At 56.3% G+C, this 18,200-nt stretch carries 16 protein-coding genes; 11 read left to right on the top strand and 5 right to left on the bottom strand.

Features of this window, described 5'->3' with window-relative positions:
- The first annotated feature begins 102 nt into the window (after positions 1-102).
- Entirely contained in the window at positions 103-1,350 is a 1,248-nt protein-coding gene (locus MY052_RS22450; RefSeq protein WP_248537891.1) for a conjugal transfer protein TraF, read from the top strand.
- A 136-nt stretch (positions 1,351-1,486) separates the two neighbouring features.
- Here MY052_RS22450 and MY052_RS22445 read toward each other — a convergent pair whose 3' ends face one another.
- From MY052_RS22445 to MY052_RS22435, 3 genes are all read right to left on the bottom strand, one after another.
- Entirely contained in the window at positions 1,487-2,638 is a 1,152-nt protein-coding gene (locus MY052_RS22445; protein WP_202215917.1) for an integrase core domain-containing protein, read from the bottom strand.
- Positions 2,639-2,750: 112 nt separating this feature from the next.
- Positions 2,751-3,086 carry a type II toxin-antitoxin system HicB family antitoxin gene (locus tag MY052_RS22440; RefSeq protein WP_248537890.1) on the bottom strand — a complete coding sequence of 112 codons (336 nt, stop codon included), beginning with the start codon at positions 3,084-3,086 and terminating at the stop codon, positions 2,751-2,753.
- Positions 3,083-3,346, bottom strand: a complete 264-nt coding sequence (locus MY052_RS22435) for a type II toxin-antitoxin system HicA family toxin (RefSeq protein WP_202216747.1) — start codon at positions 3,344-3,346, stop codon at positions 3,083-3,085. Before MY052_RS22435 ends, MY052_RS22440 begins: the two co-directional genes overlap by 4 nt.
- 144 nt (positions 3,347-3,490) lie before the next feature.
- Between MY052_RS22435 and dusA the strand changes: the two genes are divergently transcribed.
- Together dusA and pspG are read left to right on the top strand one after the other, a co-directional pair.
- Positions 3,491-4,486, top strand: a complete 996-nt coding sequence (gene dusA / locus MY052_RS22430) for a tRNA dihydrouridine(20/20a) synthase DusA (RefSeq protein WP_248537889.1) — start codon at positions 3,491-3,493, stop codon at positions 4,484-4,486.
- Positions 4,487-4,625: 139 nt separating this feature from the next.
- Positions 4,626-4,865, top strand: a complete 240-nt coding sequence (pspG, locus tag MY052_RS22425) for an envelope stress response protein PspG (protein WP_035896763.1) — start codon at positions 4,626-4,628, stop codon at positions 4,863-4,865.
- Positions 4,866-5,037: 172 nt separating this feature from the next.
- On the opposite strand, the gene MY052_RS22420 is transcribed toward pspG, so the two are convergent.
- The gene (locus MY052_RS22420; protein WP_202216745.1) at positions 5,038-6,021 is read right to left on the bottom strand and encodes a quinone oxidoreductase; all 984 of its coding nucleotides are present in this window, start codon (positions 6,019-6,021) and stop codon (positions 5,038-5,040) included.
- 66 nt (positions 6,022-6,087) lie between these two features.
- Here MY052_RS22420 and dnaB point away from each other — a divergent pair, with 66 nt between their 5' ends.
- The 5 genes from dnaB (at position 6,088) to MY052_RS22395 (ending at position 11,382) form a co-directional block, all read left to right on the top strand.
- Positions 6,088-7,503 carry a replicative DNA helicase gene (gene dnaB / locus MY052_RS22415; RefSeq protein ID WP_035896759.1) on the top strand — a complete coding sequence of 472 codons (1,416 nt, stop codon included), beginning with the start codon at positions 6,088-6,090 and terminating at the stop codon, positions 7,501-7,503.
- A 37-nt stretch (positions 7,504-7,540) separates the two neighbouring features.
- Positions 7,541-8,620: an alanine racemase gene (gene alr / locus MY052_RS22410; RefSeq protein WP_248537888.1), complete on the top strand. Its 1,080-nt coding sequence runs from the start codon at positions 7,541-7,543 to the stop codon at positions 8,618-8,620.
- 169 nt (positions 8,621-8,789) lie between these two features.
- Positions 8,790-9,983: an amino acid aminotransferase gene (gene tyrB / locus MY052_RS22405; RefSeq protein WP_248537887.1), complete on the top strand. Its 1,194-nt coding sequence runs from the start codon at positions 8,790-8,792 to the stop codon at positions 9,981-9,983.
- Positions 9,984-10,182: 199 nt separating this feature from the next.
- On the top strand, positions 10,183-10,896 hold the full coding sequence (gene aphA, locus MY052_RS22400; protein WP_035896755.1) for an acid phosphatase AphA: 714 nt from the start codon (positions 10,183-10,185) through the stop codon (positions 10,894-10,896).
- A 132-nt stretch (positions 10,897-11,028) separates the two neighbouring features.
- Positions 11,029-11,382: an MmcQ/YjbR family DNA-binding protein gene (locus MY052_RS22395; protein WP_123652258.1), complete on the top strand. Its 354-nt coding sequence runs from the start codon at positions 11,029-11,031 to the stop codon at positions 11,380-11,382.
- On the opposite strand, the gene uvrA is transcribed toward MY052_RS22395, so the two are convergent.
- The gene (gene uvrA, locus MY052_RS22390; protein ID WP_123652245.1) at positions 11,383-14,208 is read right to left on the bottom strand and encodes an excinuclease ABC subunit UvrA; all 2,826 of its coding nucleotides are present in this window, start codon (positions 14,206-14,208) and stop codon (positions 11,383-11,385) included.
- A gap of 254 nt (positions 14,209-14,462) precedes the next feature.
- Here uvrA and ssb1 point away from each other — a divergent pair, with 254 nt between their 5' ends.
- The 3 genes from ssb1 to oxlT all read left to right on the top strand — a co-directional run bounded on the left by ssb1 (position 14,463) and on the right by oxlT (position 18,187).
- Positions 14,463-14,990, top strand: coding sequence for a single-stranded DNA-binding protein SSB1 (gene ssb1, locus MY052_RS22385; RefSeq protein ID WP_035896752.1), 528 nt, complete (start codon positions 14,463-14,465; stop codon positions 14,988-14,990).
- Between the two features lie 238 nt (positions 14,991-15,228).
- Positions 15,229-16,836 (top strand): gamma-glutamyltransferase family protein, encoded by a 1,608-nt coding sequence (locus tag MY052_RS22380; RefSeq protein ID WP_248537886.1) that lies wholly within the window; start codon positions 15,229-15,231, stop codon positions 16,834-16,836.
- A 34-nt stretch (positions 16,837-16,870) separates the two neighbouring features.
- A complete protein-coding gene (gene oxlT, locus MY052_RS22375; RefSeq protein WP_416337396.1) occupies positions 16,871-18,187 on the top strand; it encodes an oxalate/formate MFS antiporter in 1,317 nt (438 codons plus the stop codon).
- The last annotated feature ends 13 nt before the right edge of the window (positions 18,188-18,200 follow it).

The raw sequence follows: 18,200 nt of genomic DNA, 5'->3' as shown, positions 1-18,200 counted from the left end.
ACAAACCGCTTTTTTCCTCGCTATTCACAGCAACAGTTCGTCTCCATCCAGGCGATAACGGATGGAGGGTTGTTTCATTACCGACAATAAGACGAGCAAACTGTGAATAAAAAAGACAAATTTTCGCTAATGGGGGTCGCTGTCTCCTTTTTCGTGGCGGGACAGGCAGGGGCGGCAAATGGCTGGACGGAAGCGCGTAACGACGCGATGGGGGGCACGGGGGTGGCTTCTGCGAATTATGGCAGCGGCGTACTCATCAACCCGGCGCTGCTGGCGAAGGCGAAGCCGGACGACGATATCACGCTTATTGTGCCGACCATTGGTGCGCAGATTTCCGATAAGGACGATCTGCGCAGCAAAATTGATGACATCAGCGACGATGTGAACAACTACCGGCGGGTACTGAGCACGATTAACCTTGCCGATCTTGCCAATCCAAACAGCGCTTCTTCTCGTCAGGTTTCTGCGGCGGCAGGCGATCTGGCGGATCAACTCTCCTCGCTGAAAGGAAAGACGGCTAACGCCAAAGCGGGCGCAGGGCTGGCCATCAGTATACCTAACGATGTGCTGGACGTGGCGTTTGTCACGAAAGCCAGCGCCAGGGCGCGGGTCAGCTCGTATATCGATCAGGGCGATATCAACCTGCTGCGCGGCGTTGAAGCGGCGCCGATAAGCGCGCTTGGCGTGAATCCACAGGATCTGAAATCGAAGGGCTATGGCCGCGCGGCAATCGTCAGTGACTACGGCGTGGCTATCGCGCGCCAGTTTGACTTCGGCGGTGTGCCGGTGTCGCTGGGCATTACGCCAAAGCTTCAGCAAACCTGGCTCTATAATTACACCGTCTCCATCTACAACTTCAGCAGCGACGACATCAACAGCAGCCGTTATCGCAATGACGACACCGGTTTCAACATTGATGCCGGTCTGGCCGCTGATTTTGGCGATAACTGGACGGTGGGCTTGAGCGGACAAAACCTGTTCTCTCGCGACATCGACACCAAAGAGGTCGACGGCGTGCGCGATACCTACCAGATTCGCCCATTGGTCACCGCCGGGGTCGCCTGGCACACCGATATGCTGACCCTCAGCGCCGATGGCGACCTCACCGAAACGAAAGGGTTTAAAAGCGAATACACCTCGCAGTACGTTGGCGTAGGTGCCGAAGTGCGTCCTCTCGACTGGCTGGCGGTGCGTGCGGGCTATCGTGCTGATGTGAAAAACAACGACAGCAACGTCTTCACCGGCGGGGTTGGCTTTGCGCCGTTCAACCGGGTCCACGTCGACCTGATGGGGCTGTACGGCGAAAACCAAACCTGGGGTGCGGGGGCGCAGCTGAGCGTTACGTTCTAACGTAGCTCCCTTCCCGGGGGCGGTGCTGCGCACCTCGTCCGGGCTACAGGGCCATACTATCCTGTAGCCCGGCAAAGCGAATGTACGACCGGATACATAGGTAACACTTCAGACCGGGAACATAGGTAACACTTTCCTAGTCTATCCGGATAATACTACGGCTTTTCCGGTCATAGTAAGCCAGCGTTATCCCGTTAAAGATGATGGCCTCAACGCCATCATCTTTTTCTTCCAGCATGATGTATTCTCCCAGCAGCGCCTCGCTCAGGAACACTTCCTTACCGATGTGTATTACTCCTTTCGACATCACCCTGTACAGCCGTGCCCCCTCAGGCCACTCATATTCAGGGACCTTTCCATCCCAGCGACGCGATGAAGGCCGCCATACCTGGCCCGGCGTACTTCCTCCCAGCGCCTCATGCGGACGCTCCTGGTTGAACTCCTCTCTGTAATGACTGAACCAGGCCTGTTGCTCCTCCTGCGTTCTGAAGATATTCCCGTGCTTCAGCGCACTTTTCAGCGAGCGGTGCATGCGTTCATGACGACCATTTTCTTCCGGATGTCCCTTCCTGATGCGCTCGGGTCTGACGCCCAGCTTGATAAGCCAGACTGACAGACGGCTGAGACCCGCTACCCCGACACCTGCAAAGGGCTGCCCGTTATCGGTTCGCAGTACATCCGGCAGACCATATTCAAGGAAGGCATCAGTGAGGCACTGCCGGGCGAACGCGGTGTTCTCGTGATGGTTACCCCGGCAGCTCAGAAGGTATCGGCTGTGGTTATCTGTCAGCGTAAACGGATGGCAGTATTCCCGGCTCAGCAGTCTGAACTTCCCTTTAAAATCAGCGCTCCAGACCTGATTAATATTCTGGACAGTGGTCAGCGGCTGACGATTACCGGGGGTTCTGTGTTTGCGTTTTCTGTCCGGAACCAGCCCCTGGCGTTTGAGGATGTCACCGATGGTGCTGGCAGCCGGGACCGGGAAGTCGACCTGATGATTAAGGAGCCACATCCGCAGCTTTTTCGGCCCCCAGTCAGGGTGTTTTTGTCGTAACGCCATCAGATGGGCAGCAATATCTGGCGGGATGGTGCGGGAATGTGAGTGTGGTGCGCGTGAGCGGTCAAAAAGCGTCGCAGGCTCTGAGGGTTCAAAACGCCCGAGCCATTTATAGCCCGTTTTACGACTGATGCCGAAGAGACGGCAGAGTGCAGAGAAAGACATCGTGCCAGTCTGGCTGGCACGGATAAAATCAAGGCGTTGCATAGGTCGGGTCTCAGTCCAGGGCATAGCGAGTCTCCTCTTCTATGCCAGTTATAACTGTTACCCATGTATCCGGTCTAAAGTGTTACCTATGTTTCCGGTTTGTACCGAAGCGCCGCCGGGGATCTCCCAACTCTTGTTAGCCGTGAGCCGCTCTGGAAAGCGTATCGTTAATCCACTGATTGACGCTTTTCCCCGAGACCTCTGCCGCAACGTTGATGGCAGAGTGAACCTCTGGAGAGATGCGCAGGCTGATTTTGCCACTGGCTGGCCGCAGTGGTTCACGCCCTTGTTCTGCACAGTAGGCAATATAATCGTCAACGGCTTCTTCGAAGGCTGTACGAAGGTCTGTAACGTTATCGGCGTGAAAGCCAATCACGTCCCTGATGCCTGCAACTCGCCCAACAAAGCATAAGTCTTCGTCGCTGTAATCAATCTTTGCGGCATAGCCTTTATACGTCATGGTATTCATCATGGAGTTACTCCTACTGCGATAAGAAATGCCATTGCATCACGAACCTGGTAAACCTTTGCCTCTTTATCGGGGTGAGGTCGGTGGAAAGAAGCCACAATCTGATTGATTTCGAACCGTACCCGGGAACCGTTTCCTTCCGATACTTTTGCACCTAACGCTACAAGCAGAGACTCAATTTTTCGCCATTCCAGGGTGGCAGGAGTGGGTAACGAAAATATCAGATGCAGTGTTTTCTGGTGCCTGGCGTTTAATGACTTCATTTATGCTTCCATTCCGTTGTGTATTGCATCCGCCAAAGTGCATTAATGATATCATTTTATGATATCACATCAAGGCGAATCGTATCCAATTGCGGCCTGTGCTATAGTAGCGCCCCCAATTCACCAGATGCTCAAAACTTCGCCATGCCTTCAGAATCACAACTCAATTTCCCCGCTCACCGTTTCTCCATCGCGCCCATGCTCGACTGGACCGACAGACACTGCCGCTACTTCCTGCGTCTTCTTTCGCAGCACACGCTGCTGTATACCGAAATGGTGACCACCGGGGCGATTATTCACGGCAAGGGCGACTATCTGGCCTATAGCGAAGAAGAGCATCCGGTCGCATTACAGCTGGGTGGCAGCGACCCGGCGGCGCTGGCGCACTGCGCGAAGTTGGCGCAAGAACGCGGTTACGATGAAATTAACCTCAACGTCGGCTGCCCGTCCGACCGCGTGCAGAACGGCATGTTTGGTGCCTGCCTGATGGGCAACGCGCAGCTGGTGGCGGATTGTGTGAAGGCGATGCGCGACGTGGTGTCTATTCCAGTGACGGTGAAAACCCGTATCGGTATCGACGACCAGGACAGCTACGAATTTCTCTGCGATTTTATCGACACAGTCTCCGGTCGCGGCGAGTGCGAGATGTTTATTATTCACGCCCGCAAAGCCTGGCTCTCCGGCTTAAGCCCGAAAGAGAACCGCGAAATTCCGCCGCTGGATTACCCGCGTGTCTACCAGCTCAAACGTGATTTCCCGCACCTGACCATGTCCATCAACGGCGGCATTAAGTCGCTGGAAGAGGCCAAAGCGCATCTGGAACATATGGACGGTGTGATGGTGGGCCGCGAAGCCTATCAGAACCCTGGCATTCTGGCCTCGGTCGACCGCGAAATCTTCGGTGCCGCCGATGTTGATGCCGACCCTGTCGCCGTAGTGCGTGCCATGTATCCGTACATTGAGAGCGAGCTGAGCAACGGCACCTATCTGGGCCACGTCACCCGTCATATGTTGGGTCTGTTCCAGGGCATCCCGGGCGCGCGCCAGTGGCGTCGCTACCTGAGTGAGAACGCTCACAAAGCGGGCGCCGATATCAACGTACTGGAACACGCGTTAAAGCTGGTCGCGGATAAGCGTTAATTTTTTCGCTAAATCCTGGTCAAATTCACCAAGCCTTGCACAACGTTGCAGGGCTTTTTTATTGATAATCAATAAGTTATTTTTGGCACGTTTTTTGTAATAGTTCAGACAGCTACGTATGATTTCTGGGAGAACCACAATGCTGGAACTGTTATTTGTGATTGGATTTTTTGTGATGCTGCTGGTCACCGGGATTTCGCTGCTCGGCATTATTGCCGCGCTGGTGGTGGCCACCGTATTAATGTTCGTTGGCGGGCTGTTTGCTATTATGATTAAGTTACTGCCATGGCTTATCCTGGCGGTCGCGGCGGTGTGGATTATCCGGGCGATTAATTCACCGAAAGAACGGCCATATCGCGGCAATTATCGGAGGTATTGAGGTACTCGTCACAACCTCAATCATTTTGCATAAAACCTCATAGGATTCGCGTAATAAATCTGTCACTATTGCCGCCGTTAAAGAATTCATCGAGCTGTACCCTACATACAGCCGAACTAAAAAAAGAAAGGGCTTCCTACGGGAAGCCCTAGTCTTTTGTGCGGCAGGAACGTTACGGAATCAGCAGGCTTGACCCCTGCGTAGCCCGACTCTCCAGAATCTCATGCGCGCGCCGCGCGTCCTTCAACGGATACTTCTGGCTCTCCGCCACGTCCACTTTGATAATCCCGCTCGCAATCAGCGAGAACAGTTCGTGGCTAGCTTCTTTCAGCTCATCATAGTTGGTGATGTAGCCGTTAAGGGAAGGGCGGGTGGCGAACAGTGAGCCTTTTTGATTGAGAATGCCGAGGTTAACCCCGGTGACCGGGCCGGAAGAGTTACCGAAGCTGACCATCAGCCCACGGCGCTTTAAGCAGTCCAGCGACGCTTCCCAGGTGTCTTTCCCCACCGAGTCGTACACCACCGACAGCTTTTTCCCGCCGGTTAGTTCTTTGACGCGCTCGGCAATATTCTCATCGCGATAGTTAATCACCTGCCAGGCACCGGCCTGAAGTGCACGCTGTGCTTTCTCCGCGCTGCCGACGGTACCGATAAGCTTCGCCCCCAGCGCCTTTGCCCACTGGCAGGCAATCAGTCCTACGCCCCCTGCGGCAGCATGAAACAGGAACAGTTCTCCGGGTTTGATTTCGTAGGTTTTGCGCAGCAGATAGAAGACGGTTAAGCCTTTGAGGAAAGAGGCGGCGGCCTGCTCGTAGGAGATAGCCGCCGGAAGCAGGGCGACCTTATCCGCCGGGACGTTATGCACCGAACTATACGCACCGAGCCCGGACTGCGCGTAGACTACGCGATCGCCCGCCTTGATGTGCTTCACGTTGCTGCCCACCTGGCTCACCACGCCAGCCGCTTCTGTGCCTAAACCACTGGGCATTGACGGTGGCGGATACAGCCCGCTGCGAATATAGGTGTCGATATAGTTGATACCGATAGCTTTGTTTTCCACCTGCACTTCGTTTTCGCCAGGGGCTGATGGAGTGAACTCGACCGCGTTAAGCACTTCCGGGCCGCCATGTTTGCTAAATTCAATACGGGTTGCCATGCTTCCTCCAGAACGATTATGTGGTAATCTTTCGACCCACTCTTTATCTCGGTAATACCATTCACTATGGCAGCAAATAAACCCTTCAACAAACCGCAAACCGAACCTCGCGTCCGCGATTTTCAGGTAGACGGGCTGAAAGTACCGCCGCACTCGATTGAAGCGGAACAATCGGTGTTGGGCGGGCTAATGCTGGACAACGAGCGCTGGGACGACGTTGCCGAGCGCGTGGTGGCGGAAGATTTTTATACCCGTCCGCACCGTCACATCTTTACGGAGATGGGTCGTTTGCAGGAAGGCGGCAGCCCGATTGACCTGATTACGCTCGCGGAATCGCTGGAGCGACAGGGGCAACTGGACAGCGTCGGCGGGTTTGCCTATCTGGCAGAACTCTCCAAAAATACGCCAAGTGCGGCGAACATTAGCGCTTATGCCGATATCGTCCGTGAACGTGCCGTTGTTCGTGAAATGATTGCGGTGGCTAACGAGATTGCCGAAGCCGGTTTCGACCCGCAGGGGCGCACCAGTGAAGACCTGCTGGATCTCGCCGAGTCCCGCGTCTTTAAAATCGCTGAAAGCCGCGCTAACAAAGACGAAGGCCCGAAAAATATTACCGAAGTGCTCGACGCTACCGTCGCGCGCATCGAACAGCTTTTCCAGCAGCCGCATGACGGCGTCACCGGGGTGAACACCGGTTATGACGACCTCAACAAGAAAACCGCCGGTCTACAGCCGTCGGACCTGATCATCGTGGCGGCGCGTCCGTCGATGGGTAAAACCACCTTTGCGATGAACCTCGTCGAAAACGCGGCGATGTTGCAGGATAAACCGGTACTGATCTTCAGTCTCGAGATGCCATCCGAACAGATTATGATGCGTTCTCTGGCATCGCTGTCGCGCGTTGACCAGACCCGTATTCGTACCGGCCAGCTCGATGATGAGGACTGGGCGCGTATCTCTGGCACCATGGGCATTCTGCTGGAAAAACGAAACATATATATCGATGACTCCTCCGGCCTGACGCCGACGGAAGTGCGCTCCCGCGCGCGCCGTATCGCCCGTGAACACGGCGGCATCGGCCTTATCATGATCGACTACCTCCAACTGATGCGCGTGCCGTCGCTTTCCGACAACCGTACGCTGGAGATCGCCGAAATTTCCCGCTCGCTCAAAGCGTTAGCCAAAGAGCTGCACGTGCCGGTGGTGGCGCTGTCGCAGCTTAACCGCTCCCTGGAACAGCGCGCGGACAAACGCCCGGTCAACTCCGACCTGCGTGAATCCGGCTCCATCGAGCAGGATGCCGACTTAATCATGTTCATCTATCGTGATGAGGTTTATCACGAAAACAGTGACTTAAAAGGCATCGCCGAGATTATTATCGGTAAACAGCGTAACGGCCCAATCGGCACGGTGCGCCTGACGTTTAACGGTCAATGGTCGCGCTTCGATAACTACGCCGGTCCGCAGTACGACGACGAATAACAACGCTGAATCAGCAAATTCATATCAAGGAACACAAATGCAAGCGGCAACTGTAGTCATTAACCGCCGCGCTCTGCGACACAACCTGCAACGTCTGCGTGAGCTGGCACCTGCCAGCAAGCTGGTTGCGGTGGTGAAAGCGAACGCTTACGGACACGGCCTCCTCGAGACCGCGCGAACGCTCCCCGACGCCGATGCTTTTGGCGTTGCACGTCTTGAAGAGGCGCTGCGCCTGCGCGAGGGTGGGATCACTCAGCCAATTCTGCTGCTGGAAGGCTTCTTCAACGCGACCGATCTGCCGACGATAGCTGCCCAGCATCTGCATACCGCCGTGCATAACATCGAACAGCTTGAAGCGCTGGAAACCGCTGACATCAGCGAGCCGGTCACCGTCTGGATGAAGCTCGACACCGGTATGCACCGTCTGGGCGTACTCCCGGAAGATGCCGATGCGTTCTATCAGCGTCTGAGCCAGTGCAAAAACGTGCGCCAGCCGGTTAACGTGGTCAGCCACTTTGCCCGTGCCGACGAACCGGAATGCGGCGCGACTGAAAAACAGCTCGCGATTTTCACCGCCTTCACCGAGGGCAAACCGGGTCTACGTTCTATCGCGGCATCCGGCGGCATTCTGCTGTGGCCACAATCGCACTTCGACTGGGCGCGCCCAGGTATCATTCTTTACGGCGTATCCCCGCTGGAACAGAAACCGTGGGGCCCAGACTTCGGCATGCAGCCGGTGATGTCATTGACCTCCAGCCTGATTGCCGTACGCGAGCACAAAGCCGGTGAGCCGGTTGGCTACGGCGGCACCTGGGTCAGCGAACGCGATACCCGCCTCGGCGTGGTCGCGATGGGCTACGGCGACGGCTACCCGCGCGCGGCACCGTCCGGCACGCCAGTGCTGGTTAACGGCCGCGAAGTGCCAATTGTGGGCCGCGTGGCGATGGACATGGTCTGCGTCGATCTGGGCCCGAATGCCCAGGATAAAACCGGTGATGAAGTGATCATGTGGGGCGATGGCCTGCCGGTTGAACGCATTGCTGAAATCACAAAAGTGAGTGCTTACGAACTTATTACGCGCCTGACGTCGCGGGTGGCGATGAAGTATATCGATTAGTTTTACGCCGCTATTCCCGGCGTCACTGCGTTCGGCCGGGCTACAATGTAAACGTAGCCCGGCAGAGCTTTGCGACGCCGGGAAAAACTCACCAACTACCGCTCGACCTTCCTCCCCATCCAGTTTATTGTGTTATTTCCTGCCTTCTGTAAACCTGGAGAACCATCGCGTGTTTCAAAAAGTTGACGCCTATGCGGGCGACCCGATTCTTTCCTTAATGGAACGCTTTAAAGAAGATCCGCGCAGCGACAAAGTTAACCTCAGCATCGGCCTGTTTTATGACGAAAACGGCATTGTTCCGCAGCTGAAATCGGTGGCGGAGGCCGAAGCGCGACTCAACGCGCAGCCGCACGGCGCGTCGCTGTACCTGCCGATGGAAGGGCTGAACAGTTATCGTCACACAGTAGCACCGCTGCTGTTTGGCGCCGATCACCCGGTTCTCCAGCAACAGCGCGTGGCGACTATCCAGACACTGGGTGGCTCCGGCGCGCTGAAAGTGGGCGCAGATTTCCTCAAGCGCTACTTCCCGGATTCCGGCGTATGGGTCAGCGACCCTACCTGGGAAAACCATATCGCGATTTTTGAAGGCGCTGGTTTCAAGGTTGGCACCTATCCTTGGTTTGATAGCGAAACCAACGGCGTACGCTATGATGCGCTGCTGGAAACGCTGAACACACTGCCAGCGCGCAGCATCGTGCTGCTGCACCCGTGCTGCCATAACCCAACTGGTGCCGATCTCACAAATGAACAGTGGGATGGCGTGGTTGAGGTACTGAAAGCACGCGATCTTATTCCGTTCCTCGATATCGCCTACCAGGGCTTTGGCGCAGGTATGGAAGAAGATGCATATGCCATTCGCGCCATCGCCGATGCTGGCCTGCCGGCGCTGGTCAGCAACTCATTCTCCAAAATCTTCTCCCTGTACGGCGAACGCGTCGGCGGCCTGTCGATTATCTGTGAAGATAACGAGACCGCGCTGCGCGTGCTGGGTCAGCTGAAAGCGACTGTCCGTCGCAACTACTCCAGCCCGCCAAACTTCGGCGCGCAGATTGTGGCTGCCGTTCTCGGTGATGCTGAGCTGAAAGCCATGTGGCTGGCGGAAGTGGAAGGGATGCGCACTCGCATTCTGGACATGCGTCAGGCGCTGGTGAACGTGCTGAAAGAAGAGATGCCGAACGGTAACTTCGACTACCTGCTCAAACAGCGTGGAATGTTCAGCTATACCGGCCTGAGCGCCGCGCAGGTCGATCGTCTGCGCGATGAATTTGGCGTCTACCTGATTGCCAGCGGTCGTATGTGCGCAGCGGGCCTCAATAGCCGCAACGTACAGCGTGTGGCAAAAGCCTTTGCTGCAGTCATGTAAGTAAGTGCTCACGCTGGCTCGGAGGTATATGCTGAGCCAGCGTGCTTTCAAAGCACTAAACTGTGATCCCCTTACTTTTTTCAGGATTATTCTGAGATAAACCTTTCAATCGTATCCCTCAGACGGTAAGGTCGCAGTGCTTTTATTTGAAGCAACACTCACTTTATTACAATAACGACTCGACGAATTAAGGGAAAACATGCGCAAGATCACGCAAGCTCTCAGTGCCGTCTGCTTGTTATTTGCACTGAATGCTTCGGTGACGGCTCACGCCTCATCACCTTCTCCACTCTACCCTGGTACCGACGTTGCGAAGCTGGCCGAACAGGCTCCTATCCACTGGGTTTCCGTGGCGCAAATTGAAAACAGCCTGATGGGCCATCCGCCAATGGCGGTCGGTTTTGATATCGACGATACCGTCCTGTTCTCAAGCCCAGGCTTCTGGCGCGGGCAAAGAACCTACTCGCCGGATAGCCAGGACTACCTGAAGAACCCCGAGTTCTGGGAAAAAATGAATAACGGCTGGGACGCGTTCAGTATCCCGAAAGAAGTGGCCCGTTCGCTGATTGCAATGCACGTGAAGCGCGGCGACAGCATCTACTTCGTGACCGGTCGTAGCCAGACCAAAACCGAAACCGTCTCTAAAACGCTGCAGGATGATTTCCTGATCCCCGGGGCGAACATGAATCCGGTGATTTTTGCCGGTGATGAGCCGGGCCAGAACACGAAGACTCAGTGGCTGAAAGAGAAGAACATCAGGGTGTTCTACGGTGATTCCGATAACGACATCACCGCCGCGCGTGAAGTGGGAGCCCGCGGTATCCGCGTCCTGCGCGCCTCTAACTCGACCTATCGCCCGTTGCCGCAGGCCGGTGCGTTTAATGAAGAAGTGATCGTTAACTCCGAGTACTAACGCCCTATCAATAAATGATGCTTTTTTAGTCAAAATCAGGCGCTGAAAGGTTTATCCTTTCGGCGTCTTGTTGCACACTGAAATGATGCTTTTTTGCACAACGTGGTTTGCGAGACTGAGGAGTATAAAATGATGACCAGTTCGGATCTTCTGCTGTACTGCATGGCGAAGCGTGGCGCGGAACAGAGCGTGCACAGCGATTGGAAGGCAACACAGATTAAAGTGGCCGACGTGCTGTTTGCGATGGTGAAGGATGTCGAAGACCGCCCGGCGGTGTCGCTGAAAACCAGCCCCGAACTGGCAGAGCTGCTGCGTCAGCAGCACAAAGACGTTCGTCCAAGCCGACACCTCAACAAAGCACACTGGAGCACCGTCTACCTGGATGGTTCGCTGCCAAGTTCGCAAATTTACTATCTGGTGGATGCGTCCTATCAGCTGGCGGTGGATCTGCTGCCGGAAACGCTCCGACAGCAGATGTACTCGTGATTAGCCCAGCAGAGGCTTCAGGAAACGGGCGGTGTGCGAGGCTTCGCAGTTAGCCACCGTTTCTGGCGTCCCGGAGACGAGAATTTCACCGCCGCCGCTACCGCCTTCCGGACCGAGATCGACAATCCAGTCCGCGGTCTTAATCACGTCCAGGTTGTGCTCGATAACCACAATGGTGTTGCCCTGATCTCTGAGCTGATGCAGCACTTCCAGCAGCTGCTGGATATCGGCAAAGTGCAGGCCGGTGGTCGGTTCGTCCAGAATATAGAGCGTCTGACCGGTGCCGCGTTTTGACAGCTCGCGCGCCAGCTTCACGCGCTGGGCTTCGCCGCCGGAAAGCGTCGTTGCCGACTGGCCAAGACGGATGTAGGTCAGGCCAACGTCCATCAGCGTTTGCAGCTTACGCGCCAGCGCCGGAACGGCATCGAAGAACTCACGCGCCTCTTCAATGGTCATATCCAGCACTTCGTGGATGGTCTTGCCCTTGTACTTAATCTCCAGCGTTTCGCGGTTATAGCGTTTGCCTTTGCACTGATCGCACGGCACGTAGATATCCGGCAGGAAGTGCATTTCGACTTTGATAACGCCATCACCCTGACAGGCCTCGCAGCGCCCGCCGCGGACGTTAAAGCTGAAGCGGCCCGGCGTATAGCCGCGTGAACGTGATTCTGGCACGCCGGCAAACAGCTCACGCACTGGCGTAAAGACGCCGGTGTAGGTGGCCGGGTTGGAACGCGGAGTACGGCCAATCGGGCTCTGGTCAATATCGATAACTTTATCGAAATGCTCCAGCCCTTGAACGTCGCGGTACGGCGCCGGTTCCGCGATAGTTGCGCCGTTTAATTGCGTCTGCGCAATCGGGAACAGGGTATCGTTAATCAGCGTTGATTTACCGGAGCCGGACACGCCGGTGATGCAGGTAAACAGGCCGACCGGCAGCGTCAGGGTCACGTCTTTCAGGTTGTTACCCGAAGCACCCGTTAGCTTAAGCACTTTTTCCGGGTTCGCCGGAACGCGGTTTTTCGGCACTTCAATTTTGCGCTTCCCGCTCATGAACTGCCCGGTTAACGACTCTGGCACCGCCATAATGTCGTCCAGCGTCCCTTCAGCGACTACCTGGCCACCGTGGACACCCGCGCCAGGGCCAATGTCGATAACGTGGTCGGCGGCGCGAATGGCGTCTTCGTCGTGCTCGACCACAATTACCGTGTTACCGAGGTTACGCAGGTGAATCAGCGTGCCGAGCAGACGTTCGTTGTCGCGCTGGTGCAGGCCGATAGACGGCTCATCCAGCACGTACATCACGCCAACCAACCCCGCGCCAATCTGGCTTGCCAGACGGATACGCTGCGCCTCGCCGCCGGAGAGGGTCTCTGCGGAGCGGGAGAGGGTCAGGTAGTTCAGGCCAACGTTGACCAGGAACTTCAGGCGGTCACCGATCTCTTTCAGTACTTTTTCCGCAATCTGCGCGCGCTGGCCGGAGAGCTTCAGGTTGTTGAAGAAGTCCATCGCGTGACCGATGCTCATGTCGGAGATGGTCGGCAGCGGCGTATTTTCAACGTAGACGTGACGTGCTTCGCGACGCAGACGGGTGCCGTCGCAGCTGGCGCACGGACGGTTGCTGATGAACTTCGCCAGCTCCTCGCGCACCGCGCTGGATTCCGTCTCTTTATAGCGGCGCTCCATGTTGTGCAATACGCCTTCAAACGGATGGCGACGCACGGAGGTATCGCCACGGTCGTTGATGTATTTGAATTCAATCGACTCTTTGCCGGAGCCGTAAAGAATGGCTTTCTGCGCGGCGGCATCAAGGCTTTCCCACGGGGCTTCAACGTCGAATTCGTAGTGTTCTGCCAGCGACTTCAGCATCTGGAAGTAATAGAAGTTACGACGATCCCAGCCGCGAATCGCGCCACCGGCCAGCGACAGCTCAGGGTTCTGGATAACTCGGTCAGGATCGAAATACTGCTGCACGCCCAGGCCGTCACAGGTTGGGCATGCGCCCGCTGGGTTGTTGAACGAGAACAGGCGTGGCTCAAGCTCGCGCATGCTGTAGCCGCAAATCGGGCAGGCGAAGTTGGCGGAGAACAGCAGCTCTTCCGCTTTCGGGTCGTCCATATCGGCGACCACCGCCGTGCCGCCGGAGAGCTCCAGTGCGGTTTCAAACGATTCCGCCAGACGCTGCGTCAGGTCATCGCGTACTTTAAAGCGGTCAATCACCACTTCGATGGTGTGTTTCTTCTGCAGTTCCAGCTTTGGTGGATCGGACAGATCGCAGACCTCGCCGTCTATACGCGCGCGGATATAGCCCTGGCTTGCCAGGTTCTCCAGCGTTTTGGTGTGCTCGCCCTTACGTTCTTTAATGATCGGGGCCAGCAGCATCAGGCGCTTGCCTTCTGGCTGCGACAGTACGTTATCGACCATCTGGCTGACGGTTTGCGCCGCCAGCGGCACGTCGTGATCCGGGCAGCGCGGCTCGCCTACGCGGGCATATAGCAGACGCAGGTAGTCGTGAATTTCGGTAATGGTACCGACCGTCGAACGCGGGTTGTGTGACGTCGACTTCTGCTCGATAGAGATCGCAGGCGACAGCCCTTCAATATGATCGACATCCGGCTTTTCCATCAGCGACAGGAACTGGCGCGCATAGGCAGAAAGCGATTCTACATAGCGACGCTGCCCTTCGGCGTAGAGGGTGTCAAAAGCCAGTGAGGATTTGCCAGACCCGGACAGCCCGGTCACGACAATCAGTTTGTCGCGAGGGATGACGAGGTTGATGTTTTTGAGATTATGGGTGCGGGCGCCCCGAACTTCGATCTTATCCATTCACCTTTCCCGGTAGAGGAGATACACGGATTGCCTGGTTTGTTAGAAGGACAAACGGCAGAAACGGCTAATTATGACACAACTTAACCTGAATGAATATACAGTATTGGAATGCCGATTCCGGATGCCGATGAAAATTGCAGCGGGATAAGATGTTTAGTGGAATCTGTCTCGCAGCTACCAAAATACCGTCTGGAAATGATACACTGGCGCGTTTACACTTAATCAAGATTCATTTTTCAGGAGAGACAAACATGGCCAGCAGAGGCGTAAACAAGGTGATTCTCGTCGGTAACCTGGGCCAGGACCCGGAAGTACGCTACATGCCGAATGGTGGCGCAGTTGCCAACATTACGCTGGCTACTTCCGAATCCTGGCGTGACAAAGCGACCGGTGAAATGAAAGAGCAGACTGAATGGCACCGCGTTGTGCTGTTCGGCAAGCTGGCGGAAGTAGCAGGCGAATACCTGCGTAAAGGCTCTCAGGTTTATATCGAAGGCCAGCTGCGTACCCGCAAATGGACCGATCAGTCCGGCGCTGAAAAATACACTACTGAAGTCGTGGTTAACGTAGGTGGCACCATGCAGATGCTGGGTGGCCGTCAGGGCGGCGGCGCACCGGCAGGTGGCGGCCAGCAGCAGCAGGGCGGTTGGGGTCAGCCTCAGCAGCCACAGGGCGGCAATCAGTTCAGCGGCGGCGCGCAGTCTCGCCCGCAGCAGCAGTCCGCTCCGGCACCGTCTAACGAACCGCCGATGGACTTCGATGACGATATCCCGTTCTGATTCATCGCCGTCCCGGCGCATTTATCAAGACGACAAAAACCCTGCTTCGGCAGGGTTTTTGCTTTTTTAGTGCGCACCATCAGGCCACATCGGCACCGCTTCGGTGCGAACATTGCTCCGCGTTAATCTCCGCCTTTTCTGTTTTATTCACATAACCACAAGATAATTAACAAAAATAACAGTTGGCACGCTTTGTGCCTACATCTGTGTATACACTCATGTAGGCAAGGTGCAGACGATGACTCAAATCCAATCAGCTAAATGTATGCAGGGCATGGCCGTTGCGCCGCACTCGCTGGCCGCAGAAAGTGCGGTGGCCGTTTTGCGCGATGGCGGTAATGCGGTTGAGGCGATGGTGGCGGCGGCGGCGACCATCGCGGTGATTTACCCGCATATGAATGGCATCGGCGGCGATGGATTCTGGTTAATCTCAAAACCGGGTGAAGCGCCGGTGGCGATTCAGGCCTGTGGCTTTGCAGCGGAGAAAGCAAATATCGATTTTTATCGCCAGGCAGGATATGAGCAGGTTCCGGTGCGCGGCCCGCTGGCAGCCAATACTGTCGCCGGCACGGTGGGCGGTTGGGAACGTGCGCTGGAGTGGGCAGGAGAGCAGATGGCCAACGCGCCGCTGCCGTTAACGCGTCTGCTGAACGATGCCATCTACTATGCGCGTCATGGCGTACCGGTGAGCGCAGGGCTGCATCAACAAATCACCGCACGCTTGCCGCAGCTCGGCCAGTACCCTGGCTTTGGCGGCCTGTTTGCGCCAACAGGTCAGGCGCTCGATCCCGACGATCTGCTGCTTCAACCTGCGCTCGCCAACACTCTGGAGCGGTTGGCAACTCACGGGCTGAGTGATTTTTACCACGGTGAAACGGCCCGACTGATCGCTAGCGAACTTGAGACGGCCGGAAGCCTGCTGCGCTTTAGCGACTTTGATGTTTATCGCGCGGCACGGGTGAAGCCGCTGGCGCTGGAAACGGAGAGTGGGACGGTATATAACCTGCCGCCACCGTCTCAGGGCCTGGTCTCGCTGCTGATGACCGGCATTATCGAACAGCAGCGTAAAAAGGGCGCTATTGCTGACGAAGCCGATTTTGTCCACCTTTGTGTTGAAGCGACTAAGCTGGCGTTCACCTTGCGCGATCGCCATATCACCGACCCGGCCCATATGACCCTTGACCCGCAGTCGCTGCTGACGGCAGAGAGTATCGCTCAGCTCAGCGCGCAGATTGTGCCCGACCGGGCACAGGCCTGGGGCAAAGGGCGTGGGCCTGCGGATACTATCTGGATGGGCGTTATCGACGGTTCTGGCACCGCCGTCAGCTTTATTCAGAGCATTTATCATGAGTTTGGTAGTGCGGTGATCCTCGCCGACAGCGGCATCATCTGGCAAAACCGTGGCAGCAGCTTTTCGCTTGACCCAAATGCCACCAACCCATTACAGCCGGGCCGCCTACCGTTCCATACTCTCAACCCCGGGCTGGCGCATCTGGCCAACGGCGATGTGCTGGTGTACGGCAGCATGGGCGGAGACGGCCAGCCACAAACGCTGGCGGCGGTCTTTGACCGCATCCTCCACCAGAAAATGACCCCGCAGGCGGCCGTGGCCGCTCCGCGCTGGCTATTAGGGCGCACCTGGGGAGAAAGCAGCGACACGCTTAAGATTGAAAGCCGCCTCAGAGCGGCGACTACCGACACCCTCAAACAGTACGGCCATGACGTCGATATTTATCCCCCTTATGACGACCTCATGGGGCATGCCGGGGCTATTCTCCGGCACTGCAACGGCATGCTGGAAGGCGGCAGCGACCCTCGTAGCGATGGTGGCGTTGCCCGCTGGTAACCCAGCATTTTCCAAATGAAACATTCGCGGAATGATGAGGCGCGCTGGGCGCGCCCGCGTTCTGACGACATTTTTTCGTCTATTGGAGCGTAAAATGACCGTTCTCAGAGAACCTTTGGTAGCACCAAAATTTGGCAAATGGGCGCAGCTGGTGTTGGGGCTTATCTGTATGGCCTCAATCTCCAGCCCGCAGTATGTATGGACGCTGCTGACCAAACCGCTGACCGAGAAGTTGGGTGTCGGCCTACCGGAGCTGCAGGTAACCTTTTCGCTGCTGATTATTCTGCAGACCTTCTTTTCTCCTTTTCAGGGGCGGCTGGTTGAACGATTTGGCCCCCGGCTGTTGATTTCAATCGGCACGGTGATGGCCGGGCTAAGCTGGGTGCTCTCCGCGCACATCAATGGTCTGATGGCGCTATACCTGGTCTATGGCTGTATCGGCGGATTGGGCACCGGGATTGTGTACATTGGCGTCGTTGGGCTGATGGTTAAGTGGTTCCCGCAAAACCGAGGCTTTGCCGCAGGGGCTGTGGCGGCGGGCTACGGTATGGGGGCGATTTTGACTACCTTCCCGATCTCGATTTCGCTGGGCAGTTATGGGTTGGAGCAGACCATGACCGTGTTTGGTATCGTCTTCGCTATCGTAGGGCTATTGGCCAGCCAAGGGCTGAGCCTGCCACCCAACTCGACTGCGCTGCCGGTTAGCCGGAAAATCGTGCAGGGGACGCGTCAGTTTACCTCTCGTGAAATGCTGCGCCAGCCTCTGTTCTGGCTGATGTTTGCCATGATGGCGATGATGTCGACCTCCGGGCTTATGGTGACCTCGCAAATGGCTATCTTTGCTGAAGATTTTGGCATCAGTAAAGCGGTGGTATTCGGCATGGCCGCGCTGCCGCTGGCACTGACCATCGACCGCTTTACCAACGGCTTGACTCGCCCGTTGTTTGGTTTTATTTCCGACCGCTATGGCCGTGAAAAAACCATGTTTATCGCCTTTGCCCTTGAAGGGGGAGCGATGATGCTGTGGCTGGCCTGTCGAGACGATCCGATGCTGTTTGTGCTGCTTTCCGGGGTCGTATTCTTCGGCTGGGGCGAGATCTTTTCGCTGTTCCCTTCTACGTTGACTGACACGTTTGGCAGCGAAAATGCCGCTTCGAACTACGGCTGGCTGTATATCTCGCAGGGGATTGGCTCCATTTTCGGTGGGCCGCTGGCCGCGTTGCTGTATCAGCACACTCAAGGGTGGCATGTCGTCTTTGGCTGTGCGATTGCTCTTGATTTCATCACGGCTGGGCTGGCACTGTGGGTGCTGAAACCCTGGCGTGCGCGCTTTATTCGCCAGCACAGTTAATTGCGGAGCACTC

The organism is Kluyvera ascorbata (assembly GCF_023195735.1).
Lineage (GTDB): Bacteria > Pseudomonadota > Gammaproteobacteria > Enterobacterales > Enterobacteriaceae > Kluyvera > Kluyvera ascorbata.
Note: the sequence above shows the minus strand (reverse complement) of the source record. Positions and strands in the feature narration are given on the sequence as shown.

Bases quoted from the DNA above. Each gene is read 5' to 3' on its own strand.
- MY052_RS22445 (WP_202215917.1), bottom strand. From the start codon at position 2,638: ATGCCCTGGACTGAGACCCGACCTATGCAACGCCTTGATTTTATCCGT.
- MY052_RS22440 (WP_248537890.1), bottom strand. From the start codon at position 3,086: ATGATGAATACCATGACGTATAAAGGCTATGCCGCAAAGATTGATTAC.
- MY052_RS22435 (WP_202216747.1), bottom strand. From the start codon at position 3,346: ATGAAGTCATTAAACGCCAGGCACCAGAAAACACTGCATCTGATATTT.
- dusA (WP_248537889.1), top strand. From the start codon at position 3,491: ATGCCTTCAGAATCACAACTCAATTTCCCCGCTCACCGTTTCTCCATC.
- pspG (WP_035896763.1), top strand. From the start codon at position 4,626: ATGCTGGAACTGTTATTTGTGATTGGATTTTTTGTGATGCTGCTGGTC.
- MY052_RS22420 (WP_202216745.1), bottom strand. From the start codon at position 6,021: ATGGCAACCCGTATTGAATTTAGCAAACATGGCGGCCCGGAAGTGCTT.
- dnaB (WP_035896759.1), top strand. From the start codon at position 6,088: ATGGCAGCAAATAAACCCTTCAACAAACCGCAAACCGAACCTCGCGTC.
- alr (WP_248537888.1), top strand. From the start codon at position 7,541: ATGCAAGCGGCAACTGTAGTCATTAACCGCCGCGCTCTGCGACACAAC.
- aphA (WP_035896755.1), top strand. From the start codon at position 10,183: ATGCGCAAGATCACGCAAGCTCTCAGTGCCGTCTGCTTGTTATTTGCA.
- MY052_RS22395 (WP_123652258.1), top strand. From the start codon at position 11,029: ATGACCAGTTCGGATCTTCTGCTGTACTGCATGGCGAAGCGTGGCGCG.
- uvrA (WP_123652245.1), bottom strand. From the start codon at position 14,208: ATGGATAAGATCGAAGTTCGGGGCGCCCGCACCCATAATCTCAAAAAC.
- ssb1 (WP_035896752.1), top strand. From the start codon at position 14,463: ATGGCCAGCAGAGGCGTAAACAAGGTGATTCTCGTCGGTAACCTGGGC.
- MY052_RS22380 (WP_248537886.1), top strand. From the start codon at position 15,229: ATGACTCAAATCCAATCAGCTAAATGTATGCAGGGCATGGCCGTTGCG.
- oxlT (WP_416337396.1), top strand. From the start codon at position 16,871: ATGAGGCGCGCTGGGCGCGCCCGCGTTCTGACGACATTTTTTCGTCTA.